Origin of the sequence: Bacillus sp. MD-5, assembly GCF_002201875.1 — a bacterium.
GTDB lineage: Bacteria > Bacillota > Bacilli > Bacillales > Bacillaceae > Bacillus > Bacillus stercoris.
Genome location: NZ_CP021911.1, coordinates 284,342 through 306,221, shown reverse-complemented (window position 1 = coordinate 306,221; position 21,880 = coordinate 284,342). Strand labels below are relative to the sequence as shown.

Below are 21,880 nucleotides of genomic sequence, written 5' to 3'. Positions count from 1 at the left end.
TCACACTCATCCTGTTATTATAACAGACTTCGCGCGGCACTCTCTAACCGCGCCCGTTTTTCGTGTCAATTTCTGAGAAAATGACGTGAGTGACGGTTTGCGCGTAGGGCGATGTTTTGTTAATGAAATCTTCTACCGCTTCGAGGCTTTCGGCATTGATTTTCAGCATATAGCAGGCTGCACCCGCAATCCGGTAGCAAAATTCAATATTCGGCAATGTTTGAATATAGCTTTTGAACCGCTCGTAATCCGCGTTTTTGACGGTTGCTTCCACAATGCAGGAAACGGGAAGACCCAGTTTTTTCTGGTCGACCTCCAGCGTGTATTGCTTGATGATGCCAAACGATTCAAGCTGCCTTACCCGTTCTGTCACAGATGGAGGCGACAGCTTAATTTTTCTGCCTAATTCCCTCATCGACAACCGGCTGTCCTTCTTCAGCTCCTCAATGATATTCAGATCAATCTGGTCAAGTTTCATTTCAACATCCTTCTTTTATGATTTTGTACACATTATCTCGGGTATTTTTGTAAATGACAAGTACAGTTCCCTGAAAAAGGCATGTAAAAATGAATGTTTTCCGAACATTTTTTGAAAGCTGTCATATGCCCCTCTGGATTGTTTATAGTATAAAATGAAAACGTGTCCACAAGGAGGGCGATTTATGCTGCACACGCCGATCGGAAGACTTCGCACGATGGGTTTTATTGAAGGAATGTCACTCTTAATCCTGCTGTTCATCGCTATGCCGCTTAAATATTGGGCAGGCCTTCCGCTTGCAGTGACAATTGTCGGTTCGGTTCACGGAGGGTTGTTCATTTTGTATTTGCTTGTCTTGGCTTATGCAACCTTCTCTGTCAAATGGCCGTTGAAATGGTCAGCCGCCGGCTTCATCGTCGCTTTCGTCCCATTCGGAAACTTTTTGTACGATCGCGGATTGAGGAATTTTAAATAAGGAAACGCAAAAAAGGCTGGATCTTTTTGATCCAGCCTTTCTTATTAAAACCACTTTGTGAGCCAGGCGATATAGTAGGCCCCCGGAATAAACATGAGCTGGGCGAGGAGTGTGCCCGCCACCCTTGATGTAACCATTGTGACAGAGGTCCATTTTAAATAGATATAGCTTCGTTTTCCTTTTGCCACATCATCGGCAAGAACGGATACCTTAGGATCAACAAAAATGGCCAGCAGCATCGTCGCAATTCCATTGATCAAACCCGAAGCCATGACGGCTGTCGTGCTGCGCTCCGGCGCCAGCAGGCCTGCGTACAAAGCCGAAAGCACGCCAATCGTATAAATCGATGTGATCAGCATGTTGATGACAAACAAACGCTTCGGAATCAAGCGCATATGAAATCCTTTTACATATGAAATAGACGGCAGACGCAAATAGGAAAGGGCATTTTTGAATCCTTGTTTCGAGAATCCCTTTCGGAATACTTGAAAAACGGAGCCGCCGCCGCCCGCCAAGTGAATAATCGCCCGTGAAAAAAGAGCGACAAAAGACGGGAGCAGGATGATGCCCAGGATGGTGCCGACTGTCGATCCGAAAATCAAGAAGCGGAACTGCTCGCCTACAATCGCCAGTGCGTTTTTTCCCGCATCATCAATTAAATGCCCGGTAAAGGGCTGCTGCACCATGTTCGACATTCTGGACACAATGACCATGACATTAAACAGGGAAAGCGCGGACGCAATAAATCCAACGCGGGCCCCGGAAAGCCTTGTGGCATAGGCTAAGGTTTCTATCGAATGAATCAGCAATAAAAAACAAAATATAAAAAGTACTTGTGTTGTAATGACATGCACGTTATTCTTCCTCCAATTTCATCCTAGAGATAAGACTGCAAAGAAGGCAATTAGGTTTCAGTACGATGTGTTTTTTGCAATAAAAAAACCGCTGGCGAACGCCGAGCGGTTTGTCTTATTCTTTTCTATACGCAAATAAAGATTATATCATCCGCCAGCTCGGGCGGGTTAGATTCATAAAGCATTGTTCCGAAGAATCTTTCTGGAAAGTAAACACCATGGAAATTTCTTGAACACAAGACAACGAAAGCCCTACCTCTCAATCGTCACTGCGGCTCCGAAGCCGCGCCGGTGTGAATTGTAAAACAAAAAAGTCTTTTTTCCATCTCATCGTTAGGGGCGATTTGTTATGAAGGAAAAGAATAAGGGCAGCTGATTATGCTGCTTGGGAAGCGGTAAGCTTCTCTCTCAAAACAGAAAAAAGAAGTTTACTTTCTTTTTTATTTGCTTATTTTTCTTACTAGCTATTCATAATAACATATCGCCCCTGAAAACACAATTATTTTTTACAGGTCAAGTGAGACCGGTGTTTTCTCTCCGGCATTCATTAATCTGATATCTTCCGGTTCAATTTCAAGAATCACCAGATTCGGATCATCCTTGCCATCAAACCAGCGCTCTAATTTAGAACTCCATATTTTGTCCTTCAGTTCTGCCGAATTGTTGATTTTGGCTTTTCCGGCAACTTCGACATAGGCGTCGCCAAAGCCTTCACAATCATAGCCTAATAAAATGTGGACATTGGGGTTGTTCTCAATTTCTTCCGCTTTATGAGTTTCCTTGCTTGTCGGTGTGTAAATCGTCAGCCCGTCATGGAAAAAAGTCATGTAGCGGGAATGCGGTTTGCCCTTTTGAACCGTTGCGAGCGAACCTACTTTATGGTGATCTAGAACATCAAGCACTTTTTGTTTTATGTCTTTCTGATTCATCTCGAATCACTCCTTTTTAACGTCTCCGCTGTTACTTTTCCACATCCGGGGAAGATTTAAACAAGAAAGTGTGCTCTTTATTTTCATCCTTTCCATTCATGCTTTAGCAAGCTGTAATAGATAAGATCATGGTGCCTGCCGTTTACGAATAAGCCGTCCCGTGCCCTTCCTTCCTCTAGAAAGCCGAGCCGCTCCGGAACCGCTCTGCTTTTTTCGTTTCCGACAGCCGCACAGATCGCCACACGATTCAGCTCAAGCTCTTCAAAAGCATAAGTAATGAGTTTTCGGCAGGCAGCGGTAATAATGCCTTTCCCTTCAAATTCTTTGGCAATCCAGTATCCGATTTCCGATTTCCGATTCACTTGATCAAGGTTATGCAGTCCGATCATGCCGCATAGGCTGCCGTCATAAAGGAGCCCCGCCTCAATGCTGGTCAGATCAGCATATTCCCACCGCCAATTTGGAATGATCGTTTCTCTGTACGTTTCAGCGCTGCTTGGATTTTCCGCCCAAAACAGCCACTTGCCAAGCCTCTCCTGATTTTGGATAATGAGTTCGGCCAGCCGCTCCGCATCCTTCGGCTCCAATAATCGGATGGTGATGTGCTCATTTACCTTGCAAGTGAACATTGCCTCTCCCTCTTTCCTTTTTTACCCATTATAGCGATGATCCCGTTTTTTTCAATACAAAAAAGGATGGGCTGCTAAGCCTCATCCTTATATCCTTGGATCGGTAAAGATATCATGCTTATCTGTGCTCGTCGAAGACATTTCCGTCACGACGGCTCCCTCTTCCCCGGCTTGAAACCAATGCTTTGTATTCGGGGGAATCGTATATTGCCCACCCGGTTCCAGCTCAATTTCGTGCCAGACCGTATAGTGTTCCCTGTCTTCCTGAGGAGGGAGAACCTTTGGCAGCTGCGTTTTTTCTCCTTCTACGTAAAGATACACTTTTCCGTAGCGGCAGCGGAAGGTCTCCTGCTTGCCTTCCTGGCCGTCGACCGGCGGATGGCGGTGTTCCGGGCAAGTCTGTCCCGGAAACAGCACCAGTTCCTTTGAGCAATAACGGTCTGTATTGACGTAGACGAAGAGCTGGAGCCCGACTTTTCTTTCTTTTCCTAAGCCGTAATCCATCAGCTGGATTTGGTCTACTTCCTCGTCCGTTAATACAATCCCTGCTTTTTGATAGTAGCTGTTCACTTCTTCTTTCGTGATGCCCATATGTCTCACTCCCTCTTATGTCGTCACAAAGTTTCCGCCGTTGACATGCAGGGTCTGTCCTGTCATGTAAGAGGACTCATCTGATGCCAGCAGCACATAACAGCCGACGTGCTCAACAGGCTGTCCAGGACGGCCCATCGGCGTATCTTGCCCAAATTGAGCAACTGTTTCTTCAGGGAACGTAGCTGGGATTAGTGGCGTCCAGATTGGACCCGGCGCGACTGCATTTACACGGATGCCGTCTTTGACAAGCGCCTGCGCCATTGTTCTTGTAAAGGCGTTGATCGCCCCTTTTGTCGCTGTATAATCAATGAGTGTCGGGTTCCCTACGTACGGGTTGATGGATGTCGTATTGATGATGGCGCTGCCCGGTTTCAGGTAATCAATTGCTTTTTTAGTCAAATAAAATTGAGAATAAAAGTTTGTTTTGAATGTGCGGTGAAGCTGTTCGCTCGTAATATCTTTGATGCTTTCCTTCGGATGCTGTTCACCTGCATTGTTGACAAGGATGTCAAGGCCGCCTAGTTCTTTGACCGTTTTTTCAACCGCTTCATTGCAGAATTCCTCTTCACCGACGTCACCGGCAATCAGCAGGCATTTTACACCTTCTTGTTCAACGCGTTTCTTCGTCTCTTCGGCGTCTCCATGCTCATCCTTATATACAATGGCGATATCAGCGCCTTCCTTTGCGTAAGCAACCGAAACCGCGCGTCCGATCCCGCTGTCGCCGCCTGTAATGAGCGCAACTTTTCCTTTTAATTTGTCCGCTCCTTTGTAATTCTCGTACTCATACACCGGACTTGGATTCATTTCGCTTTCAATTCCCGGCTGGCGATTTTGGGTTTGTGCCGGCAGTTCTTTTGGATAATGTGCCATGATGATTCTCCTCCTTTGGTTTCTTGTCTATTTGTTGTGTACCTCACACGCTCTTTGGATAAACATGGATTGGCACCTTCGTATTGCTTTATCAGAAAAATGTTTCACATGGAACGCTGGGAGGAAATAACTTGAAAAGGGGGTTACTGAATGATTAACATGCTTTCAAAAAAATTCAGCAGACCTAAAGGCGTCATCGGCATGATTGCCGGGTACATCATGGCTGCTGAAAATCAGACACTGAATCAGTGGACAATCAATCAGCTTGAGATCATGCGCGGGGACAGCATTTTAGAAGTCGGGTTTGGCCCTGGATACTGCATGCAGCAGATATTGAAACGCGAAAAGGATGTTCATCTTCATGGGATTGATGTGTCAGAAGCCATGCTGAAGCTGGCCGCCCGCAGAGTGAAATCAGAGGGGGTACGCCTGATACAAGGAAGCGTCGAGACATTTCCTCTTTCCGCCTCGTTTTATGATAAAGTGATTTCCGTTAACAACTACACCATTTGGAATGACCAAACAAAAGGCATGAAACAGATTTATCGGGCATTAAAGCCCGGCGGCAAAGCAGCCATTACGATGCAGCCGCGGGAAGCGGATGCCAGCCCTGAGAAAACCAAATCATTTGGAAAACAGATGATTGCCGACTTCAAAGCAGCCGGCTTCGAGGACATTGATATACAATTTAAGAACATTAGGCCTGAGCTTGCCGTTTGTGCAACTGCAAAGAAGCCCGCCACATAAAGTGGCGGGCTTCTTCTTTTATGAATGTACAGCCTGGTTGCGCAGGACGTCTTTTTTCACCTTGCCGAGGTTGTTTTTCGGCAGTTCGTTAACGAATTCAACTTCAGGTATTTTGTAAGCGGACAGGCGCTCTTTACAAAATGCGATGACATCCTCTTCCGTTATGCGCTGGCCGCCATTTTTCACGATAAAAGCTTTCGGTTTTTCACCGTAAAGCGGGTCTGGTATTCCGACCACCGCCGTTTCAAGGATTCCCGGGATCTGCTGGATAACTTCTTCAACCTGATCAGGATAGACGTTATCGCCTCCGTAAATAATGACATCTTTGTAGCGTCCAGTGATGAAAATAAAGCCATCTTCATCCACATAGCCAGAATCTCCGGTTCTGAACCATCCGTTTTGCAGCACTTTCGCTGTTGCTTCAGGGTTGTCTTCATAGCCTTTAAATAAGAATGGAGTATGAACAACGATTTCGCCGATTTCTCCTTGGGGGAGTTCTTCTCCCGTCACAGGATCTTCGACTTTGACTTTAACGCCTTCCACAGGTTTCCCCGCAGATGCCGCTTTATCCATTCCCATATCAGGCATCCATGTACTGATTCCCCAAGCCTCAGTACTTCCATAGCCATGCGCGAGCGGAATGCCGATATCAAGATAGCGGCGGATTAGGCTGCTCGGCACTTTTGTTCCGCCTGTCATTAAAATAACAAGCGACGATAAGTCAGTTTGGTGCGTTTCCCACGCTTCAAGCAAATACGTGTAAAACACAGGAAGAGCCATCACGGTCTGAATTTTCTCTTCTTCAATGACCTTCAGCATGTGAACAGGATCTTGATCCTTTGTGAACACAAAGGTTGTTCCTGCAAACGTTCCAAGCATGATGCAAATGAGCGCACTCGTATGATAAATCGGATGGCACGCGAGAAAACGAAGGCCCTTCATGCGTGTTACTGAGCTGTTGGATTTTTTGACGTATCTGTATATGCCGCCATGTGTGATCATGCATCTTTTCGGGTTTCCCGTTGTGCCAGACGTGAACATGAGAAGTGCTGTATCATCTGGGGAAACCATTTCCGTTTCCGGCAATTGATCAGGACCGGCAAACAGCGCTTCAAATTCAGCAGATGTTTCGTAAGCTGTTCCTGTCTCCATTGTTAAACACAGTGAGGACAATTCAGGAAGAATTTCATCCAGCGTCTCTTTAAACTCCGCTCCGTAAAACATCGCTTTCGGTTCACTTGCTTTTAAAATGCCTGTCATTTCATATGGTTTCAGCTGCCAGCTGACAGGTACAACAACAGCACCTATTTCAAGCGCGGCGAACATAACAGTTGATGCGGGATGGCCGTTTTTGCAAAGCAATGCAACACGGTCGCCCTTTTGAATTCCTTTTTGCAGCATGGCATTCGCCAGCTGATTAATCCGTTTACGGTAACCTTTATATGTCAGTGTATGGTCTCCGCTTTTTACAGCCTCTATTTCTTCGCTATCCGGCATGTCATGCAGAATCAGATGCTGTAATGTTTCCATATCGTCATCTCCTATATTCTCTTGAATCTTCAATAATTTGTTAGATTTTCTTCCTTACCTCACCCATTTTAACCCAAAAAAGATAACTTGTAAAACTATTTCATTTTGGAATTATTCCAATACTGAATGATAAAATAGTCCCACATTTTCTTATTTTGTTCCCCGTCCACAGAAAAACACACGCCAATTTTTTGACGTGTGCCATGAAGGATTACAGTATGTTTTTTTCTTTCATCCAAGTGAAAAATATGCGGTTTAACCGCTGATACAATTCTTGTTCTCCTTCTTCTTGAAACCCCGCCATGCTTTCTCCGCTCTCGATAATTGCCGAGCTGATCGCGCTTAAAATTTCCGAGCCTTCAGCAGATAATGAACCAGGCGCCATCATGACGAGGATGCGTGTCATGATGAGGGTATTTCCGTCCATGCCATCCACTTCATAGGAGGTGCTGAGATCAAACATTTTGAAAAAAGGCAGGACGATTTCATCATTTTTTAGATGATAAAGCGCCATGTTTGTTCCCGGGATGCCCAATCCCCCTTGTTTCTCCCGCTCAGCCAGGCAAACCGCGGCTTTTTCCGGATCACGGATCAAGCCATCCTTCTTCAGCTGCTGAAAAAGTTCTAACAGCAGCATGCTATGATCCGGGTTTGTTTTGAGTTGAGTTAGTGAAAAATGGCGTAAAACATCTTGAATAACCTCCATATACCGACCTATGCTTTCCGCCGCTTCCAGCATATCAGGTGCATCAGCTTGCTGCGTTTCTTCCTTGGGGCTTCTTTTTTTGTTAAGAATAAGGGGAATTTTCCGCTTGATATACTGCTTGACCTGGTTTGCGTCTTCCTCATTTAATAGCGGGCTGACCATGATGTAATCAATGTTTTCATAAGGAATCGGAACAGTGGATACAATCATATCATACGCTTGAACATCCTTCCCCTTTAGCTCGATCAGGGATGACATATCAAACGATTCAATTTCCGGCAGCTCTTTCTTCAGCCTTGAGGCAAGCATTTTCGAAGAGCCGATCCCGCTTGAGCAGACGACAAGCGCTTTCACTTTTGCTTCTTCTTTTTTGATTTCAAGAGCCGAGCCAAAGTGAAGAACGATAAAAGCGATTTCATCATCAGAAAAGGACATGCCCGGAAAATATTTTTCGACGCCTTCTTCAATTGCCATGTAAAGCAGAAAATAATCGTGCTTAATCTGTTCCTTCATCGGATTGTATATCTCAATATTTTCTTTTATGCGACTGACGGCCGGCTCCAAATGGGCGATCAAGCCTTCATATAAAGAGTAGTTTTTCGTGAGATCCATTCGGATTTTATCTGATATAAAGGCAATGAGCCGCTTTGTTTGCAGGGCTGTTTCCAGCTCAATTTCCTGCGCTTTGTATTCTGTTTTGTATTTTCGATTGGCGCTTCGAAGGTGGATTGTAATATAGCCGACCTCCGCCTCCGGTATCGTCACGCCGAAGGCTCGTTCAAGCTCGCCTGCGATTTCAAGAGCCGAGCTGTATTCTCTCGCATTCTTCATCTCCTCAAGCTCATTTTGCTCCATGGTGATGGTTTCCCCAAGCTTAATCCGTTCGATCGCATACGTCAGATGGACGACGAGCGCTATATAGGAGCTGTCGGACAATGAAAAAGCGATTTTTTCCTTCAGCTGAAATAAGATGCGCTCCATTTTTAGCAGCTCACCTTTGCTGACAACACCAAACATTTTCTCTGAAGAATCAGGTTTTCCTTTGATGTTTAATTCAACCGCTTCCAAAAACATTTGGATGTCGAGGCGGTTCACAATCAAGTTGCCGACAATTTTCCGTTTCGCATTCTCCGGCCCTATGAGCTGGATGCCAAAACCTCTTTTGCGGATCAGAGTCAATCCGAAGGGAGAAATCCATTTCTCCAGCTCGTCTAAGTCATAGCTGACCGTGGCATTTGTCACCTGAAGATCATGAGCAAGCGTGTACAGTTTGACGGGCTCCTGAGACTCTAATAGCGAACAGAGAATGAGCAGTTTCCTTTCGTCCGCGCTGTATTCATGCTGTTCATATGATAAATCGGTGAGCAGCTTTTGTTTATCCTCGGGACTTCCCACTGCTTTCAACCCTTTGCCGGGCTGTTTATCAAGCGTAAGCCCGACGGTTTCCATCAGCGGCTTAATTGATTTGAGCTCCCTGTGAATGGTTCTCGTGCTGACCTCCATCAGCTCAGCAAGCTCAGTTACGGTTATATATCTATTTTGTAATAACAAGTGCTTTAACAGCTTTTGTTCTCTGGCAGTCATATACATAAAAAAAGACCTCCTAGACAATCTTGATGTGCGGATGAAGTCGCAAGGAGATGCAGTAGAGGATATAGAGAGGTTTCCTTTTAATATAAAACGCTTTCACAAAAGAATCAATCAGTTATAAATGGTAATTTGGCACTAAGCGGTGTGACAACATTGAAAAAGCATCAGCTGGTAAGCTGATGCTTTTTATGGAATATCGTAACCCTGTACGGCTGTAAAAATACGAAACCATTGATCTTGGTCAAGCTTGTATGACATCGCGTTTATCGCGGCAGAAATCCGCTCGCGCTTTCCGCTTCCGACAATCGGCATGATGTTTGCCGGATGCGTATACAGCCATGCGTACATGACCTCGTCCAAAGAAGCGGCGCCGATTTCTGCTTGAACGGATTCAAGCGCCGTGCGGACACGCCGGTCTTTTTCCGTGTCACCAGTGAAAACTTTGCCGCCTGCCAGAGGCGACCAAGCCATCGGCGGTATCCGTTTTTCCTGACAGAGATTCAAAGTGCCGTCGCGCACATTTTCTAATTCATAAGCGGAAAGCTCAATCTGGTTGGTCACGAGCTTCTCAGGCAAATACGATTCCAGCATCCGATACTGGTGATCTTTAAAGTTCGAAACGCCGAAGTACCTGACCTTGCCAGAGCATTTCAGCGCTTGAAACGCCTCTGCTACCCCCTCCGGATCCATGAGCGGGTCCGGTCTGTGAATCAACAGCACATCGATATAATCCGTCCTAAGGTTCATAAGTGATTGCTCAACAGATGCCAAAATATGCGATTTGCTTGTGTTATAATGATGCGATCTGTGAGCTGGCCGTTCAGGCGATTCAAGAACAATGCCGCATTTTGTGACCAGCTCTATGTTTTCTCTTAATCCGGGCGAAAGAGCAAGGGCGTTTCCAAACAGCTTTTCGCACGTATAGCTCCCATAAATATCCGCATGATCAAAGGTCGTGATGCCGTGATCGATACACCATTCAATGAGACTCAGCAGTTCAGCATCTGAATAGTTCCATTCATTCAGCCGCCAAAGGCCGTGTATGACTCTTGAAAATTGAAGATCCTCCGCCAATTGAATACGTTGCATGCAAAATCCCTCTTTTCCTTGTATAAACCGGGTTTTGCCCCTTACTAGTTCATTCGGCCTCAGATCCCCTTTTTCCTTTCGCCCCTTTTAAAAAGACATTTTAATTCGATTGAAATTGCTTTTTCGCTTTCTCAACGACGTAGTGGCTGCCGCCGCGGTCCTGCACATTTTGGATCATCATGGCGACAAGCAGGTCTTTGTTTTTGTAATCGTAGCCGACAAACCAGCCATTTTCCGCGCCATCCTTATCATCTTTGGATGTTTTCAGCTCGGCTGTTCCTGTTTTTCCGGCCACTGTGATTCCTTTCACGACAGGCTGATAGGCTGATCCGCGCTCATCCTCGACAACGCCCTTCAGACCTTTTGTAATGTCTGCCGCTCCTTCCTTGGTGACCACTTGCTTGTGCCAAACATCAGCTGTTTGTGAGTCTTTTTTGATCAGCGTCGGTTTGACAAGGTCTCCATTGTCAACAAATGGCGTGTAAGCAGCTGCCAAGTGAAGCGGAGACATTTGCATTTGCCCTTGTCCGTAGCCTGTATCCGCAAGCAAAATGTCTGAATCAAGCTTGTCATTTGCAATAGACGATTTCTGGATCGGGAATTCATACGGAATGTCCTCTGAAAAACCGAATGTCTTCAAGCCTTTTGTGAAGGTGTCCGCTCCCATATCAAGCGCATTCTGGGCAAAATAAATATTGTCTGACGTAATAAGGGCATTTTCCAAATCGACTTGCTGAAGTCTCTCAGACACGCGTGTCACTGAATAGCCGCCCCAGCTCGAATCTTTTTGCCACTCCTTACCTTTGATTGTTTTCTTTTCATCGGCTTTAAGGGTGCCGTTTTTGATTCCAATAGCAGCTGCAATCGGTTTAATGGTGGAACCTGGTGCATATGTCTTATTGAATTTCGCTGAAAACGGATTGTTTTTATCTTTGTTTAGCTTTTTCCATTCCTTATCGCTCCAGCCGAAAATAAACCCGTTCGGATCGTAGGAAGGCGCGCTGACAAGTGCAAGTGTTTCGCCTGTCTTCGGCTGCAGCGCGACTGCCGTCCCGCTGTCATCCTTGAGTTCATCGTACAGCTTCGTTTGCGTTTTAATATCAATTGTAAGATGAAGATCCTCGCCGTCCTTTGCTTTCTTTTCAGCGATGACTTCCCCGGTTTGCGGCATGTAAATTTTCCAGCCAGTTGTGCCTCTTAGCTTGTCTTCATACACATTTTCAAGTCCGGCGATGCCGATGTTAGACGTATCGCTGTACGTTCCTGCTTTCTTTTTCTTTAGTTCTTCCGCTGTAATGGCGCGGACATACCCTGTCAAATGGGCTGTCTTTTCGCCATACGGATAGTAGCGGGAGCTGACATTCGTTCTTGTTACGCCTTGTAATGACGTCGCTTCAGAAACTAACTTCTCCTGGTCAGGCTTGACCTTTTTGAGCGGCACAAACGAATCGTCTTTTACCCAGCCTTGATCCAGCTTTTTCTTGATATCGTCTTCAGTCAAATCAAGTTTTTTGGCGAGCTCTTTTATGACTTTCTCTTTTTTATCGCCAAGCTCTCCGGGAACAATCCCGATTTCCGGAACATCTGTATTGACGGCTAAGCCTTTTCCATTTTTATCGTAAATTTGGCCTCGTTTCGGTTCAATGCTCATAATTTGCACGGTTTTGTCGTCAGCCAGCTGTTTGAAAATAAACGATGGGTCCCAATCTATATTCCATGACTCCTCGTCATCTGTTTTTTCTAATTTCAGCACAGCAGTATTTTTGAAGCTGACTTTGCCGGCATTTGTGTTCATGCTGACTTTATACGGGATATGTTTCATCGTCTTGTTGTCTTGATCGTCCTTATCTACTTCTCCCACAGTGACTTTCAAATTTTTTACGCCGGCCTGCTCATAGATGGCTTTATACCTGTTGACGAAATCTTTTTTGGAGATTTCTTTTTTGACATCTTTAGTCAGGCTTTGATACATGTCATCGAATTGCTGATCGTTCCACTGTTTCACGAATGCTTCCATGCGATCCTCTGGTGAATCTGTTTTGGAGCATCCGATCAATCCAATCAACCCGACGCATAGAAATACTAGTAGAATACACTTTTTTAACATGACTTTCCCCTGCCTTCCACTTGTTATTTTCTCTTAATTGAATTGGTGCGTGCAAGATTTTTTTGAAAATGAAGGAAAAGTTCACCGATTTTGCAGAAATCTCCTATCGTTTGCTGTAGACTATTTGAAAAGACAGAAAGAAGGGATAGCATGGTCAGAGAGGCAGCAATGCTTCACATTAAAGAAGGGCTTGAACAAGAGTTTGAGGCGGCGTTCCGGCAAGCGGCGCCGATCATTTCCGGCATGAAGGGCTATATCACTCACTCGTTATCAAAATGCATGGAGGAAACGCATAAATATCTGCTTCTTGTGGAGTGGGAAACACTTGAGGACCATACGGAAGGCTTTCGCGGTTCTTCAGAGTATCAAGAGTGGAAAGCCTTGCTTCATCGGTTCTATACCCCGTTCCCGACGGTCGAGCATTTTCAGGATGTGTAATAGATTTATATAATATGAAGTGTAAAACCGATAAGGGAGACAGACCATACAAAAACGGCGGTATAAATATTAAAAGCGCCTGAGCCGTCATTTTCTTTTTTGCGTTCTTCAAGCCCCTGCATAAACATGACTGCACCAAGGAAAACAAGCATAACCGATTGGATAACAGAGGTGTGTTCCGTATATTTAAAAGCAATAAGCGCCAATAAAATAATGATAACCGCAAAGGACATTTTAACAATGCGAAACAAAAGGACCATCCTTCCTTATATACGAAATATTGAACGTTATGGCTATATTTGCCTACGCCCTCCATTATTCTAGCGCACTTTTTGGGGATGTAGAACAGAAGAAAGGGAATTTTAAGTTTCTTTTAATATTTCGATCACACATAAAAAACGCGCCTGTCATGAGGCGCGTTTTCTATGAAACTGACAATTCTTTATAGCCTAACTTGTGAACGGCTTCAGCCATCGCTTGATAGCCTTTGCTGTTCGGATGGACACCGTCAAGGGACAGGTATTCCTGCTCCTTGCCTTTGAAGATGCTGTAGGCATCCGCGATTTTGACATGGGGTGCTGATGCAAGTGTTGCTAAATGTGAATTGAAGGATGTGATCCATTTGCCGGCGATTTCAATGCTGGGAAACGGGTTGTATAAGTTGAACACACGGATGGCGTACGGGGAAGGGTTTTCTCCTTTGATCTCGGCGATCTTGGCAATCATCTTTTCAAAATTCTCATGGCAATGGGCGGATACACGGCTGAAAATTGTTTCATCCTTAGAGGTTTGGTAGGCTAAGACCGAATCGATAAGATCGTTTCCGCAGCCTGTGATCGTTATCATATCAGCATCTCGAATGCATTTTTGCACATAGGAATATGACAGGAGTCCCAAAATCTCCTCTGTATTCAGGCCTGATCTGGCAAATAGGGCTATTGCCGTTTTTGTTTTCAAGTCAGCTGACATCATGTCTCCAAAACGATGGACGAAGCCGGGTGAAAACAGCCCGGAGCCTCTCCCTGTCGTCAAGGAATCGCCCAGAGCTGTATATCGAAGCACCATGTTCTTTCCTCCACTCCTGAACGTCGATACGTTAATGTACGCAGCAGAGTAAAGATTGGCTACTTATGTATATCCTATTTTTCTTGAAATCTGTAAAGCGGCGTCCTTCACCTTTTCTGTTAAATAGGGCAGCCTGTCTTCTGTAAATCTCGCTTCAAAGCCTGCGATGCTAATGCCGGCTGCCACCTGGCGCTTATGGTTAAAAATCGGGGCGCCGATCGCCGCCGTATAGTTTTCGAGCTCTGAATAGCTGACAGTATAGCCATTTTGAACAGAGGCATCAATCTCCTGAAGCAGTTTTTCGGGATCGGTAATCGTTCCGGAGCCAATTGAAATGAGTTCGGTTTGTTTGATGTATGCTTCGATTTCTTCACGGGGAAGAAAGGACAGAATGCTTCTGGCGCACGCTCCCGCATACAGTGGGGAACGCCTGCCGATTGCCGTATACAGCCGTACAGTCTGTGTTCCTTCTATTTTCTCAACGTATATCGCTTCATTGCCGTCCCTCATGATCAACTGCACGGCCTCGTCCACTTCCCGGCACAGCTCTTCCATCACGGGTTTCGCTATTTTTCTGATATCCAGCCTGTCAGCGACAAGCTGTCCGAATTCCAAAAACACCAACCCCAGCGAATAAGCGCCGGACGCATCCCGACTGAGGAACCCCATTTCCTCCAAGGAGCTGACCATCCGGTGAACAGAGGTCTTCGGCATTCCTGTCAGCGCCACCAGTTCACTTAAGGTCAGGCTTGGTTTATGCAAAAACAAATTAAGCAGCGCCATAGATTTGACTACGGTTTTATTTTTATTCTGCATCCTTCATCCCCTTTGCTATGTCAGCCATTCCATCTTCATTCTCGTTTTCAGTTCTTTTATATGCTGTTCCCGTTCTACCGCAAGCGCTTCTGCTTCCTGAAGGGACACAGGCTCAAACTGGACGTGCTCGCCCGGCATGATTTGGGAAACAATCGGAAGATCGGCGGATATGATGTGCGCGATCCTCGGATAGCCGCCAGTCGTCTGCCGGTCTGCAAGCAGGATAATCGGGTTGCCGTCAGGCGGCACCTGAACTGTTCCAAACGAAACCGCTTCTGACACCATCTCAAGCGAGGCTTTCAGTTCGAGCGGCTCTCCTTTGAGCCTGTAGCCCATACGGTCGGATTGCGGCGTGACACGAAATGTTTCTTGATAAAAACGCGTTTTTGATTCTTCTGTGAAAAAGGCGAATTGCTTTCCTTCCAGCACCCGAATGATGGGATTCTTCTTCAGCGGCAGAAATCTGCTGCGGCTGACCGACCACTTCGGTGCTGCAAATCCCTGTTTTTCAAGCTGCGGACTTAAACGGGAAAGGATGGTTTGCGAAAGAGCTGACATCTCTCCAATAGACAGTTCATCTTCTTTTTGAAGCGCTCTGCCATGAAGTCCGCCGATGCCTGCTCTGACGTATGTGCTTTTACTTTCCATAACGGCAGGCACATTGATGCCGCCGGCTGCGGCTACATAAGCACGGCTGCCGAGCTTGCAGGGGCCAAAGCTGACCGTGCTGTTTTCCTTGACGAGCACAGGCTTCCATAAAGGCGCTTCCTCGTCATTAATACGCAGCGTGAAGTCCGCCCCTGTCACCGCAATCAGCGTCGTTTTTGCAAAATGAAACGACGGACCCGGCCCCATCATCGTTATTTCGAGACCTGCTTCATTTTCGCCGTTTCCGATCAGCAAATTGGCAATGCGCAGCGAAACCGTGTCCATGGCGCCGCTGGCCAGAACGCCGTATTTTTGGTAACCCGTTCTGCCTATATCCTGAACCGTTGTGAGCAGTCCGGGCTTTAATACTTTCATGCTCAATTGGACTCCTCCTTATAGGCGTGATAGTCTTCTTCTGAGATGCGAACGAATTTCACAGTATCTCCCGCCCGCAGCAATGTCGGCGGATTTTCCTGCGGCCGGAAAAGCGCCAGCGGCGTTTTGCCGATCAGCTGCCAGCCGCCCGGCGTTGAAATCGGATAAACACCTGTCTGCAATCCCGCAATACCGACCGAACCTGCGGGAATCGACGGTCTTGGCGATGATTTTCGCGGAGCTGCAATGCGTTTTGACATCCCGCCTAGAAAAGGAAAACCAGGCGCGAATCCGAGCATATACACCACATATTCACCGCTTGTATGAATGTGGATCACTTCCTCCGGTGACAGCTGATTGATCTTCGCCACCTCTTCTAAATCAGGCCCGAATTCACCGCCATAGCAGACGGGAATTTCCACAATACGGCGGTTGACCTCATAATCTTCAGCTATTTCTACCAGCCGCTCTTCGACATCGCGCTTTACCTTCTCAAAAGGTGAGCTTATACCCCGAGGCAAATGCTTGTACACTTCATACATATCATAAAATACGGTTAGACTTGTAAAAGCCGGGATACATTCAATGAATCCCGGAAATGGCTGTTCTTCTATATAAGCGGCCGCGGCATGGACAATGCCGTTGACCTGTTCGTTGATTTCTTCTCCGAATCGGATCATCATTGCAGAATCACCGAGCTGTTCGATTTGATATCGTACAGTCATCTTTCTCACCTCTTTTAATTCTCGTTCATCAGGATGACGAGAGGTTACAGCACCGCAAGCGACTCGTCTCGAATATCTGTGATGAGCATATGCCCCGGCGCATGTGTGATGACCATTTCAGGTTTTACATTCATAGCCACGGCTTGCGGTGTCACTCCGCATGCCCAAAAAACAGGAACCTCGCCTTCACGAATGGAAACGGCATCTCCGAAATCCGGTTTGTCCAGATTGCGAATGCCGATTGCTCCCGGATTGCCGATATGGATCGGCCCTCCGTGCACAGCCGGAAAACGCGAGGTCACTTGTGCGGCACGTACAGCCAGCCGTTCAGGAACCGGTCTCATGCTGACAACCATCCGTCCGTGAAACGCCCCCGCCGGAACACAATCGATATTCGTTTGATACATCGGGACATTTGTCCCCTCATCAATATGCCGGACCGCTATCCCATTGTTGATCAGTGCCTGTTCAAAGGAGAAGCTGCATCCGATCAGAAAGCCGACAAAATCGTCCTCCCAGTATGGCGTAATATCAGATACTTCTTCCGTTAAGATACCGTGCCTGTAAATACGGTATTTCGGAAAGTCCGTTCTGATATCAGCATCCGGCGCAGCCAGAGACGGCACAGGCGAACCCGTTTCAGTCACATCGAGCACAGGGCAGGGCTTTTGATTTCGCTGGCAAAACAGCAGGAAATCAAAAGCAAGATCTTTCTTCAAAACCACAAGATTCGCTTGGGCATAGCCGCCGGACATGCCTGCGGTCGGCCCGTTTATTTTTCCCTCTCTTATCAGGGCGCGTACATCTTTTGGCGCCATTTTGTTTAATTGCTCCACTTATATCAGCTCCACAATTGAGGAAGTTGTGTACATAACGTGTAAATTCCCATAACTGCCATTACAATCACTACAAGCGCGCCTGTGCTTGTCAGCCATAGCGGATGCTTATAATCACCAACAATGTTTTTCTTGTAGGCGGCAACAAGCAGCGTTCCGAGTGCAATCGGCAAAATCAAGCCGTTCAGCGATCCGACAAGGACGAGGATCTTCGCAGGCTGTCCGATTGTGACAAAAGCTAACGTAGAAATCACAATAAATCCGATAATAATGCCGCGTGAATTCTTTTCAATTTTTGGAGAAAAGGTTTTGAAAAACGAAACAGATGTATAAGCTGCTCCAATCACAGATGTAATGGCCGCAGACCACATAATCAATCCGAAAATTTTATAACCGACATTTCCAGCAGCAAGCTTGAAGACTGAAGCCGCAGGGTTGCTTTCATCGATATGCAGGCCTTTTGAAACAACGCCAAGCACCGCAAGGAAAAGAGCGATCCGCATGACAGAGGTAATTAAAATGCCGACAACCGAGCTTTTTGTTACTTGGGGAATGGATTCCTTCCCTTTAATGCCTGCATCCAGCAAACGGTGTCCCCCGGCAAATGTGATATATCCGCCGACAGTTCCGCCCACCAGTGTAACAATAGCAAAAATACTGATGTGTTCAGGGGCAAACGTGTTCGCCACAGCATGTCCGACTGGCGGTGCAGACGTGATTGCGACATACAGCGTTAGGATGATCATGGCAAAGCCCGCGATTTGCGTAAAACGGTCCATCGCTTTTCCCGCTTCTTTAATGACAAAAATCAAAATGGCGATAACAGCGCTGATCAATGCGCCTGTTTCCGGTTTAATGCCGAACAGCACCTGAAGCCCCAGCCCGGCACCTCCGATATTCCCAATATTAAAGGCAAGCCCGCCAAGTACGACGAGAATGGCGATGAAATACCCCAGTCCCGGAAGCACCATATTCGCAATTTCCTGACCGCGTTTTCCAGAAACTGCGATGATGCGCCACACATTGGTTTGGGCAAAAATATCTAAAATAATAGAGATTAAGATGACAAAACCGAAGCTTGCCGCGAGTGTGTTTGTGAAAGTTGCAGTTTGGGTGAGGAAACCCGGTCCGATTGCTGAGGTTGCCATTAAAAAGGCGGCGCCCATCAGCAATGACCAGCTGCCCGCTTTTTTTCCTGCTGTTTTTTTCTCCTGCTCCATCTATTGTTCCTCCTTTATGTCGACTTCTGTTCTGAAATAGCTGTCACTTCAATTCCTGCCGCCTTAAGCTCTTTTCTGATTTTTCGGGCAAATGTCAGCGCATGGGCTCCATCTCCATGAATACAGACTGTATCTGCTTTTAATGACACATCATGTCCTTGCTGAGATTTGACCGCCCCTTCTTTCACCATTTTGATGACCTGGGTGACGGCGGCATCATCACTTTCAATGAGTGCGTCCGGTTGGGAGCGCGGTGTCAGCGTGCCGTCCGATTGGTATGTTCTGTCGGCGAACACTTCATTTGCGGTCTGAAGTCCGATCCGTTCTCCCGCTTTTACAAGCTCGCTCTCAGCAAGACCGAAAAGAATCAGGCCGGGATCAACCTTATAGACAGCTTTCGCGATCGCATCCGACAGTTTTTGATCGACTGCCGCCATATTGTATAAAGCGCCATGCGGCTTGACGTGCTGCATGTGAAGTCCCTCTGCTTTTAGAAAGCCAGAGAGCGCGCCAATTTGATAAATGACAAGATCATACGCTTCCTCAGGTGAAATCGCCATATTGCGGCGCCCAAAACCGAGTAAATCCGGCAAGCCCGGATGCGCGCCGATTTTCACACCTCTTTCTGCTGCAAGCGTGACGGTTTTTCGCATCACACTAGGATCTCCAGCATGAAATCCGCATGCGATATTCGCTGATGTCACATACTCTAAAATATCTTGGTCAAGGCCTATCTTGTAGGCTCCGAAGCTTTCTCCTAAATCACAGTTTAAATCAATTTGAAACACAGAATCCCTCCTGCCAAAGCAAACGATATGCTTTATGTATTTATTGTCCCGAAATTCGGAACGACTATTCCGAATTTTTGAACTTTATTTCATTATAAGTCAAGCATATTAGTTTGTGAAATACTTTTGTCAGAAAACCTACCATGGTCCCAGAAGAAAACCTGCCAAACAAAAAGAGAGTCCATCTTAGGACTCTCTTTTTTATAGTACCCAATGGCGAATCGCCTTAGCGACACCATCCTCAATATTTGTATCCGTGATCCAATCAGCCGTTTCTTTCACGATGTCTTGCGCATTACCCATTGCGACGCCCAGACCCGCTTCTTTAATCATCGCGATGTCATTGAGGCTGTCGCCCATCGCCATCACATTCTCCATCGCAAAGCCGAGTTTTTCCGTAACCTTGGCAAGGGCTGCCGCTTTGTTGATGCCGAGCGCGTTGACTTCAATGTTTGTCGGACTTGAATTTGTGATTTCGAGCTCTTTGTTTTTTTTCAGCTCCTCCAGCACTTCGTTTCGGATGTCGTCATCCTCGATGTCAAAGCCGAATTTGAGCCATTCATGATCCGTAATGTTTTCCGGAAACTCGCCTCTCCATACTTTGTTCACGGTAGAAGCCCAGAAATTGGTGTTGTGTTTATTCCGCAAATCCCACATCATTTGAATATGGTCTGTATGGAGCAGCTTCCGTTCCACCAAATTAAAATCCGAGTCCCAGATTTCACTGCCGTTTGCCGTGATTAGAAAGGATGACAGATTCAGCGACTCGGCCAGCTCCCGGCACGTCATCAGCGTCCGGCCCGTGCTGATTACCACATACACACCTTTATCCTCCGCTTCACGAATGGCTTTGCGGTTTTCCTCCGAGATCAGCTGCTCGTCGTTCAGCAATGTTCCATCCATATCAATTGCGATCAGCTTGATATCTACATCTTCTCTTTGAACAGACATATATGTACCTCTCTTTATCTTTTTGTTGTGCTTCTCTCTATTCTAATACATTATACCCAGCGGGACAAAAAAGCGATTTCCCATGTTTGAGGTGAACTGATAAGAGGAAAACAAACGGTGAGGTGATCAAACATGGCAGAAAGAAAACAGCAAAACAAACCAAATGAAAATCCCGAGCACAACGACTTAACCGATCCAATTCCTAATGAAGAGCTGAAGGAAAATATGAATGATGAAAAACACAAACGCCAGCAAAGAGATGACTCTCAAAGCGAACGGGATTACGACACAAAATAGAACCCCTCACAAAATGTTGTGAAGGGTTTTTTTCATTTTTCAATATAGATGCCGATTTCAGCTTCAGCAACAGGCTGCTCCCCTACTGACGCCTTGGCATGTCCGAACACAAATCCGCGCCGATTGCGCGTGACTTCAAACGTAAGATCAAGCCGGTCACCAGGCACAGCCGCTCCCAGCTTTTCTGCTTTCTTCACCGAAGACAATAACCCCAAGCTGTTCTCATCTGTAATTCCTGTAAAAGCAGCGGTTTGCGCTAGCGCTTCAATCACAAGTGAAAACGGCATTTCTGTTTGGGCATCAGTGATAAACCAGTCATTCTCACTAATTCGTTTATAAGCTGCCGCGTGTTTGCCGGGCTCGCTATCCGTCACGCCATCAATAAATAAAAACGGGTAGCGGTGAGGCAAAGATAATGGGTTCATTGTATATCTCCTTTTTTTGACCATTATATATCAGCCTAAAGCGTAACGATAGGATATAATGGAAAAAACACAAAAGGAGGCCGTTATGTCCCCAAAACCGCTTGTCATTCTTGTCCACGAAATATACGGTGTAAACAGCCATATGAAAAAGATGGCCCGGCTGATCAACATGGCTGGATATGACGTGCTGACGCCCAACTTGCTCGAACCGGAAGAAGTCTACACACTGCTAGAGGAAAAAACGGCATACGAACAATTTACAAAACATGAACGGCTGAAAACGGGAGAAACCATCATCCAGAATGTGATCAGGCAAAATGCCGGACGGCACATCTTTGTGATTGGATTCAGCGTAGGGGCTACCATCGCATGGAAATGCAGCAGTATGCCCGAGGTAAGCGGAACTGTTTGTTATTACGGTTCCCGGATACGTGATTCTCTTCACCACGTGCCAGCCTGCCCGGTCCTATTGTTTTTCCCTTCTTATGAGCCATCGTTTGACGTGGCGCTTCTGATCAAAAAACTTCAGGAGAAACAGCATGCCCATCTGAAGATTTATCAATTTGATGCGCTTCACGGCTTCGCCAATCCTGATTCTGTTTATTTCGACAGGGCCCTTTTCTTCAAAACGCTTTCCATCATAAAAAACGGGGCGGAAAAACGTCTCCGCCCTGCTTCATCATCATTTTTTTAAA

The 21,880-nt window shown here is 46.3% G+C and carries 25 protein-coding genes; 5 read left to right on the top strand and 20 right to left on the bottom strand.

Going from position 1 to position 21,880, the window contains the following annotated elements; genetic code table 11:
* Positions 1-43: 43 nt before the first annotated feature.
* Positions 44-478, bottom strand: coding sequence for a transcriptional regulator LrpC (gene lrpC, locus CDO84_RS01400; RefSeq protein ID WP_003246585.1), 435 nt, complete (start codon positions 476-478; stop codon positions 44-46).
* A 184-nt stretch (positions 479-662) separates the two neighbouring features.
* Here lrpC and CDO84_RS01395 point away from each other — a divergent pair, with 184 nt between their 5' ends.
* A complete protein-coding gene (locus CDO84_RS01395; protein WP_014662816.1) occupies positions 663-953 on the top strand; it encodes a DUF3817 domain-containing protein in 291 nt (96 codons plus the stop codon).
* Positions 954-997: 44 nt separating this feature from the next.
* Here the strand turns inward: CDO84_RS01395 and amj are convergent, their stop codons facing one another.
* The 5 genes from amj to CDO84_RS01370 form a co-directional block, all read right to left on the bottom strand.
* Positions 998-1,807 (bottom strand): lipid II flippase Amj, encoded by an 810-nt coding sequence (gene amj, locus CDO84_RS01390; protein WP_003234394.1) that lies wholly within the window; start codon positions 1,805-1,807, stop codon positions 998-1,000.
* Positions 1,808-2,313: 506 nt separating this feature from the next.
* The gene (locus CDO84_RS01385; RefSeq protein WP_014662815.1) at positions 2,314-2,736 is read right to left on the bottom strand and encodes a pyridoxamine 5'-phosphate oxidase family protein; all 423 of its coding nucleotides are present in this window, start codon (positions 2,734-2,736) and stop codon (positions 2,314-2,316) included.
* Positions 2,737-2,819: 83 nt separating this feature from the next.
* Entirely contained in the window at positions 2,820-3,365 is a 546-nt protein-coding gene (locus CDO84_RS01380) for a GNAT family N-acetyltransferase (protein WP_040084143.1), read from the bottom strand.
* An 87-nt stretch (positions 3,366-3,452) separates the two neighbouring features.
* A complete protein-coding gene (gene lyxE / locus CDO84_RS01375) occupies positions 3,453-3,956 on the bottom strand; it encodes a D-lyxose ketol-isomerase (RefSeq protein WP_040084144.1) in 504 nt (167 codons plus the stop codon).
* A 15-nt stretch (positions 3,957-3,971) separates the two neighbouring features.
* Complete coding sequence (locus CDO84_RS01370) at positions 3,972-4,832, bottom strand: SDR family oxidoreductase (RefSeq protein ID WP_040084145.1); 861 nt, start codon at positions 4,830-4,832, stop codon at positions 3,972-3,974.
* Between the two features lie 150 nt (positions 4,833-4,982).
* Between CDO84_RS01370 and CDO84_RS01365 the strand changes: the two genes are divergently transcribed.
* Positions 4,983-5,579 (top strand): class I SAM-dependent methyltransferase, encoded by a 597-nt coding sequence (locus tag CDO84_RS01365; RefSeq protein ID WP_040084146.1) that lies wholly within the window; start codon positions 4,983-4,985, stop codon positions 5,577-5,579.
* Between the two features lie 18 nt (positions 5,580-5,597).
* Here the strand turns inward: CDO84_RS01365 and CDO84_RS01360 are convergent, their stop codons facing one another.
* The 4 genes from CDO84_RS01360 to pbpC form a co-directional block, all read right to left on the bottom strand.
* Entirely contained in the window at positions 5,598-7,109 is a 1,512-nt protein-coding gene (locus tag CDO84_RS01360; RefSeq protein ID WP_040084147.1) for a class I adenylate-forming enzyme family protein, read from the bottom strand.
* A 211-nt stretch (positions 7,110-7,320) separates the two neighbouring features.
* Entirely contained in the window at positions 7,321-9,405 is a 2,085-nt protein-coding gene (gene mtlR, locus CDO84_RS01355) for a mannitol operon transcriptional activator MtlR (protein ID WP_040084148.1), read from the bottom strand.
* A 186-nt stretch (positions 9,406-9,591) separates the two neighbouring features.
* Positions 9,592-10,494, bottom strand: coding sequence for an aldo/keto reductase (locus tag CDO84_RS01350; protein WP_040084149.1), 903 nt, complete (start codon positions 10,492-10,494; stop codon positions 9,592-9,594).
* Positions 10,495-10,594: 100 nt separating this feature from the next.
* Entirely contained in the window at positions 10,595-12,601 is a 2,007-nt protein-coding gene (gene pbpC / locus CDO84_RS01345) for a penicillin-binding protein 3 (RefSeq protein ID WP_052438187.1), read from the bottom strand.
* 150 nt (positions 12,602-12,751) lie between these two features.
* On the opposite strand from pbpC, the gene CDO84_RS01340 reads away from it, so the two are divergent.
* Complete coding sequence (locus CDO84_RS01340; RefSeq protein WP_014662806.1) at positions 12,752-13,039, top strand: antibiotic biosynthesis monooxygenase family protein; 288 nt, start codon at positions 12,752-12,754, stop codon at positions 13,037-13,039.
* A 5-nt stretch (positions 13,040-13,044) separates the two neighbouring features.
* Here CDO84_RS01340 and CDO84_RS01335 read toward each other — a convergent pair whose 3' ends face one another.
* The 9 genes from CDO84_RS01335 to CDO84_RS01295 all read right to left on the bottom strand — a co-directional run bounded on the left by CDO84_RS01335 (position 13,045) and on the right by CDO84_RS01295 (position 20,463).
* Complete coding sequence (locus tag CDO84_RS01335; RefSeq protein WP_014662805.1) at positions 13,045-13,290, bottom strand: YczI family protein; 246 nt, start codon at positions 13,288-13,290, stop codon at positions 13,045-13,047.
* A gap of 172 nt (positions 13,291-13,462) precedes the next feature.
* Positions 13,463-14,104 (bottom strand): spore germination lipase LipC, encoded by a 642-nt coding sequence (lipC, locus tag CDO84_RS01330; RefSeq protein ID WP_040084151.1) that lies wholly within the window; start codon positions 14,102-14,104, stop codon positions 13,463-13,465.
* A gap of 63 nt (positions 14,105-14,167) precedes the next feature.
* On the bottom strand, positions 14,168-14,920 hold the full coding sequence (locus tag CDO84_RS01325; protein ID WP_014475834.1) for an IclR family transcriptional regulator: 753 nt from the start codon (positions 14,918-14,920) through the stop codon (positions 14,168-14,170).
* Positions 14,921-14,935: 15 nt separating this feature from the next.
* Positions 14,936-15,943 carry a 5-oxoprolinase subunit PxpC gene (pxpC, locus tag CDO84_RS01320; protein WP_082033075.1) on the bottom strand — a complete coding sequence of 336 codons (1,008 nt, stop codon included), beginning with the start codon at positions 15,941-15,943 and terminating at the stop codon, positions 14,936-14,938.
* A 2-nt stretch (positions 15,944-15,945) separates the two neighbouring features.
* A complete protein-coding gene (gene pxpB, locus CDO84_RS01315) occupies positions 15,946-16,668 on the bottom strand; it encodes a 5-oxoprolinase subunit PxpB (RefSeq protein ID WP_040084154.1) in 723 nt (240 codons plus the stop codon).
* 44 nt (positions 16,669-16,712) lie between these two features.
* Positions 16,713-17,486, bottom strand: coding sequence for a putative hydro-lyase (locus tag CDO84_RS01310; RefSeq protein WP_080478305.1), 774 nt, complete (start codon positions 17,484-17,486; stop codon positions 16,713-16,715).
* Positions 17,487-17,509: 23 nt separating this feature from the next.
* Positions 17,510-18,724 (bottom strand): NRAMP family divalent metal transporter, encoded by a 1,215-nt coding sequence (locus tag CDO84_RS01305; RefSeq protein WP_014662799.1) that lies wholly within the window; start codon positions 18,722-18,724, stop codon positions 17,510-17,512.
* Positions 18,725-18,738: 14 nt separating this feature from the next.
* Positions 18,739-19,512: a 5-oxoprolinase subunit PpxA gene (gene pxpA, locus CDO84_RS01300; RefSeq protein ID WP_014662798.1), complete on the bottom strand. Its 774-nt coding sequence runs from the start codon at positions 19,510-19,512 to the stop codon at positions 18,739-18,741.
* Between the two features lie 201 nt (positions 19,513-19,713).
* Positions 19,714-20,463, bottom strand: coding sequence for a Cof-type HAD-IIB family hydrolase (locus tag CDO84_RS01295; protein WP_040084155.1), 750 nt, complete (start codon positions 20,461-20,463; stop codon positions 19,714-19,716).
* A gap of 132 nt (positions 20,464-20,595) precedes the next feature.
* Here CDO84_RS01295 and CDO84_RS01290 point away from each other — a divergent pair, with 132 nt between their 5' ends.
* The gene (locus tag CDO84_RS01290; protein WP_052438188.1) at positions 20,596-20,760 is read left to right on the top strand and encodes a hypothetical protein; all 165 of its coding nucleotides are present in this window, start codon (positions 20,596-20,598) and stop codon (positions 20,758-20,760) included.
* 32 nt (positions 20,761-20,792) lie between these two features.
* Here CDO84_RS01290 and CDO84_RS01285 read toward each other — a convergent pair whose 3' ends face one another.
* Positions 20,793-21,185 (bottom strand): 3-hydroxyacyl-ACP dehydratase FabZ family protein, encoded by a 393-nt coding sequence (locus tag CDO84_RS01285; RefSeq protein ID WP_014662795.1) that lies wholly within the window; start codon positions 21,183-21,185, stop codon positions 20,793-20,795.
* 85 nt (positions 21,186-21,270) lie between these two features.
* On the opposite strand from CDO84_RS01285, the gene CDO84_RS01280 reads away from it, so the two are divergent.
* Positions 21,271-21,879: a dienelactone hydrolase family protein gene (locus CDO84_RS01280; RefSeq protein ID WP_040084156.1), complete on the top strand. Its 609-nt coding sequence runs from the start codon at positions 21,271-21,273 to the stop codon at positions 21,877-21,879.
* Position 21,880 lies beyond the last annotated feature (1 nt).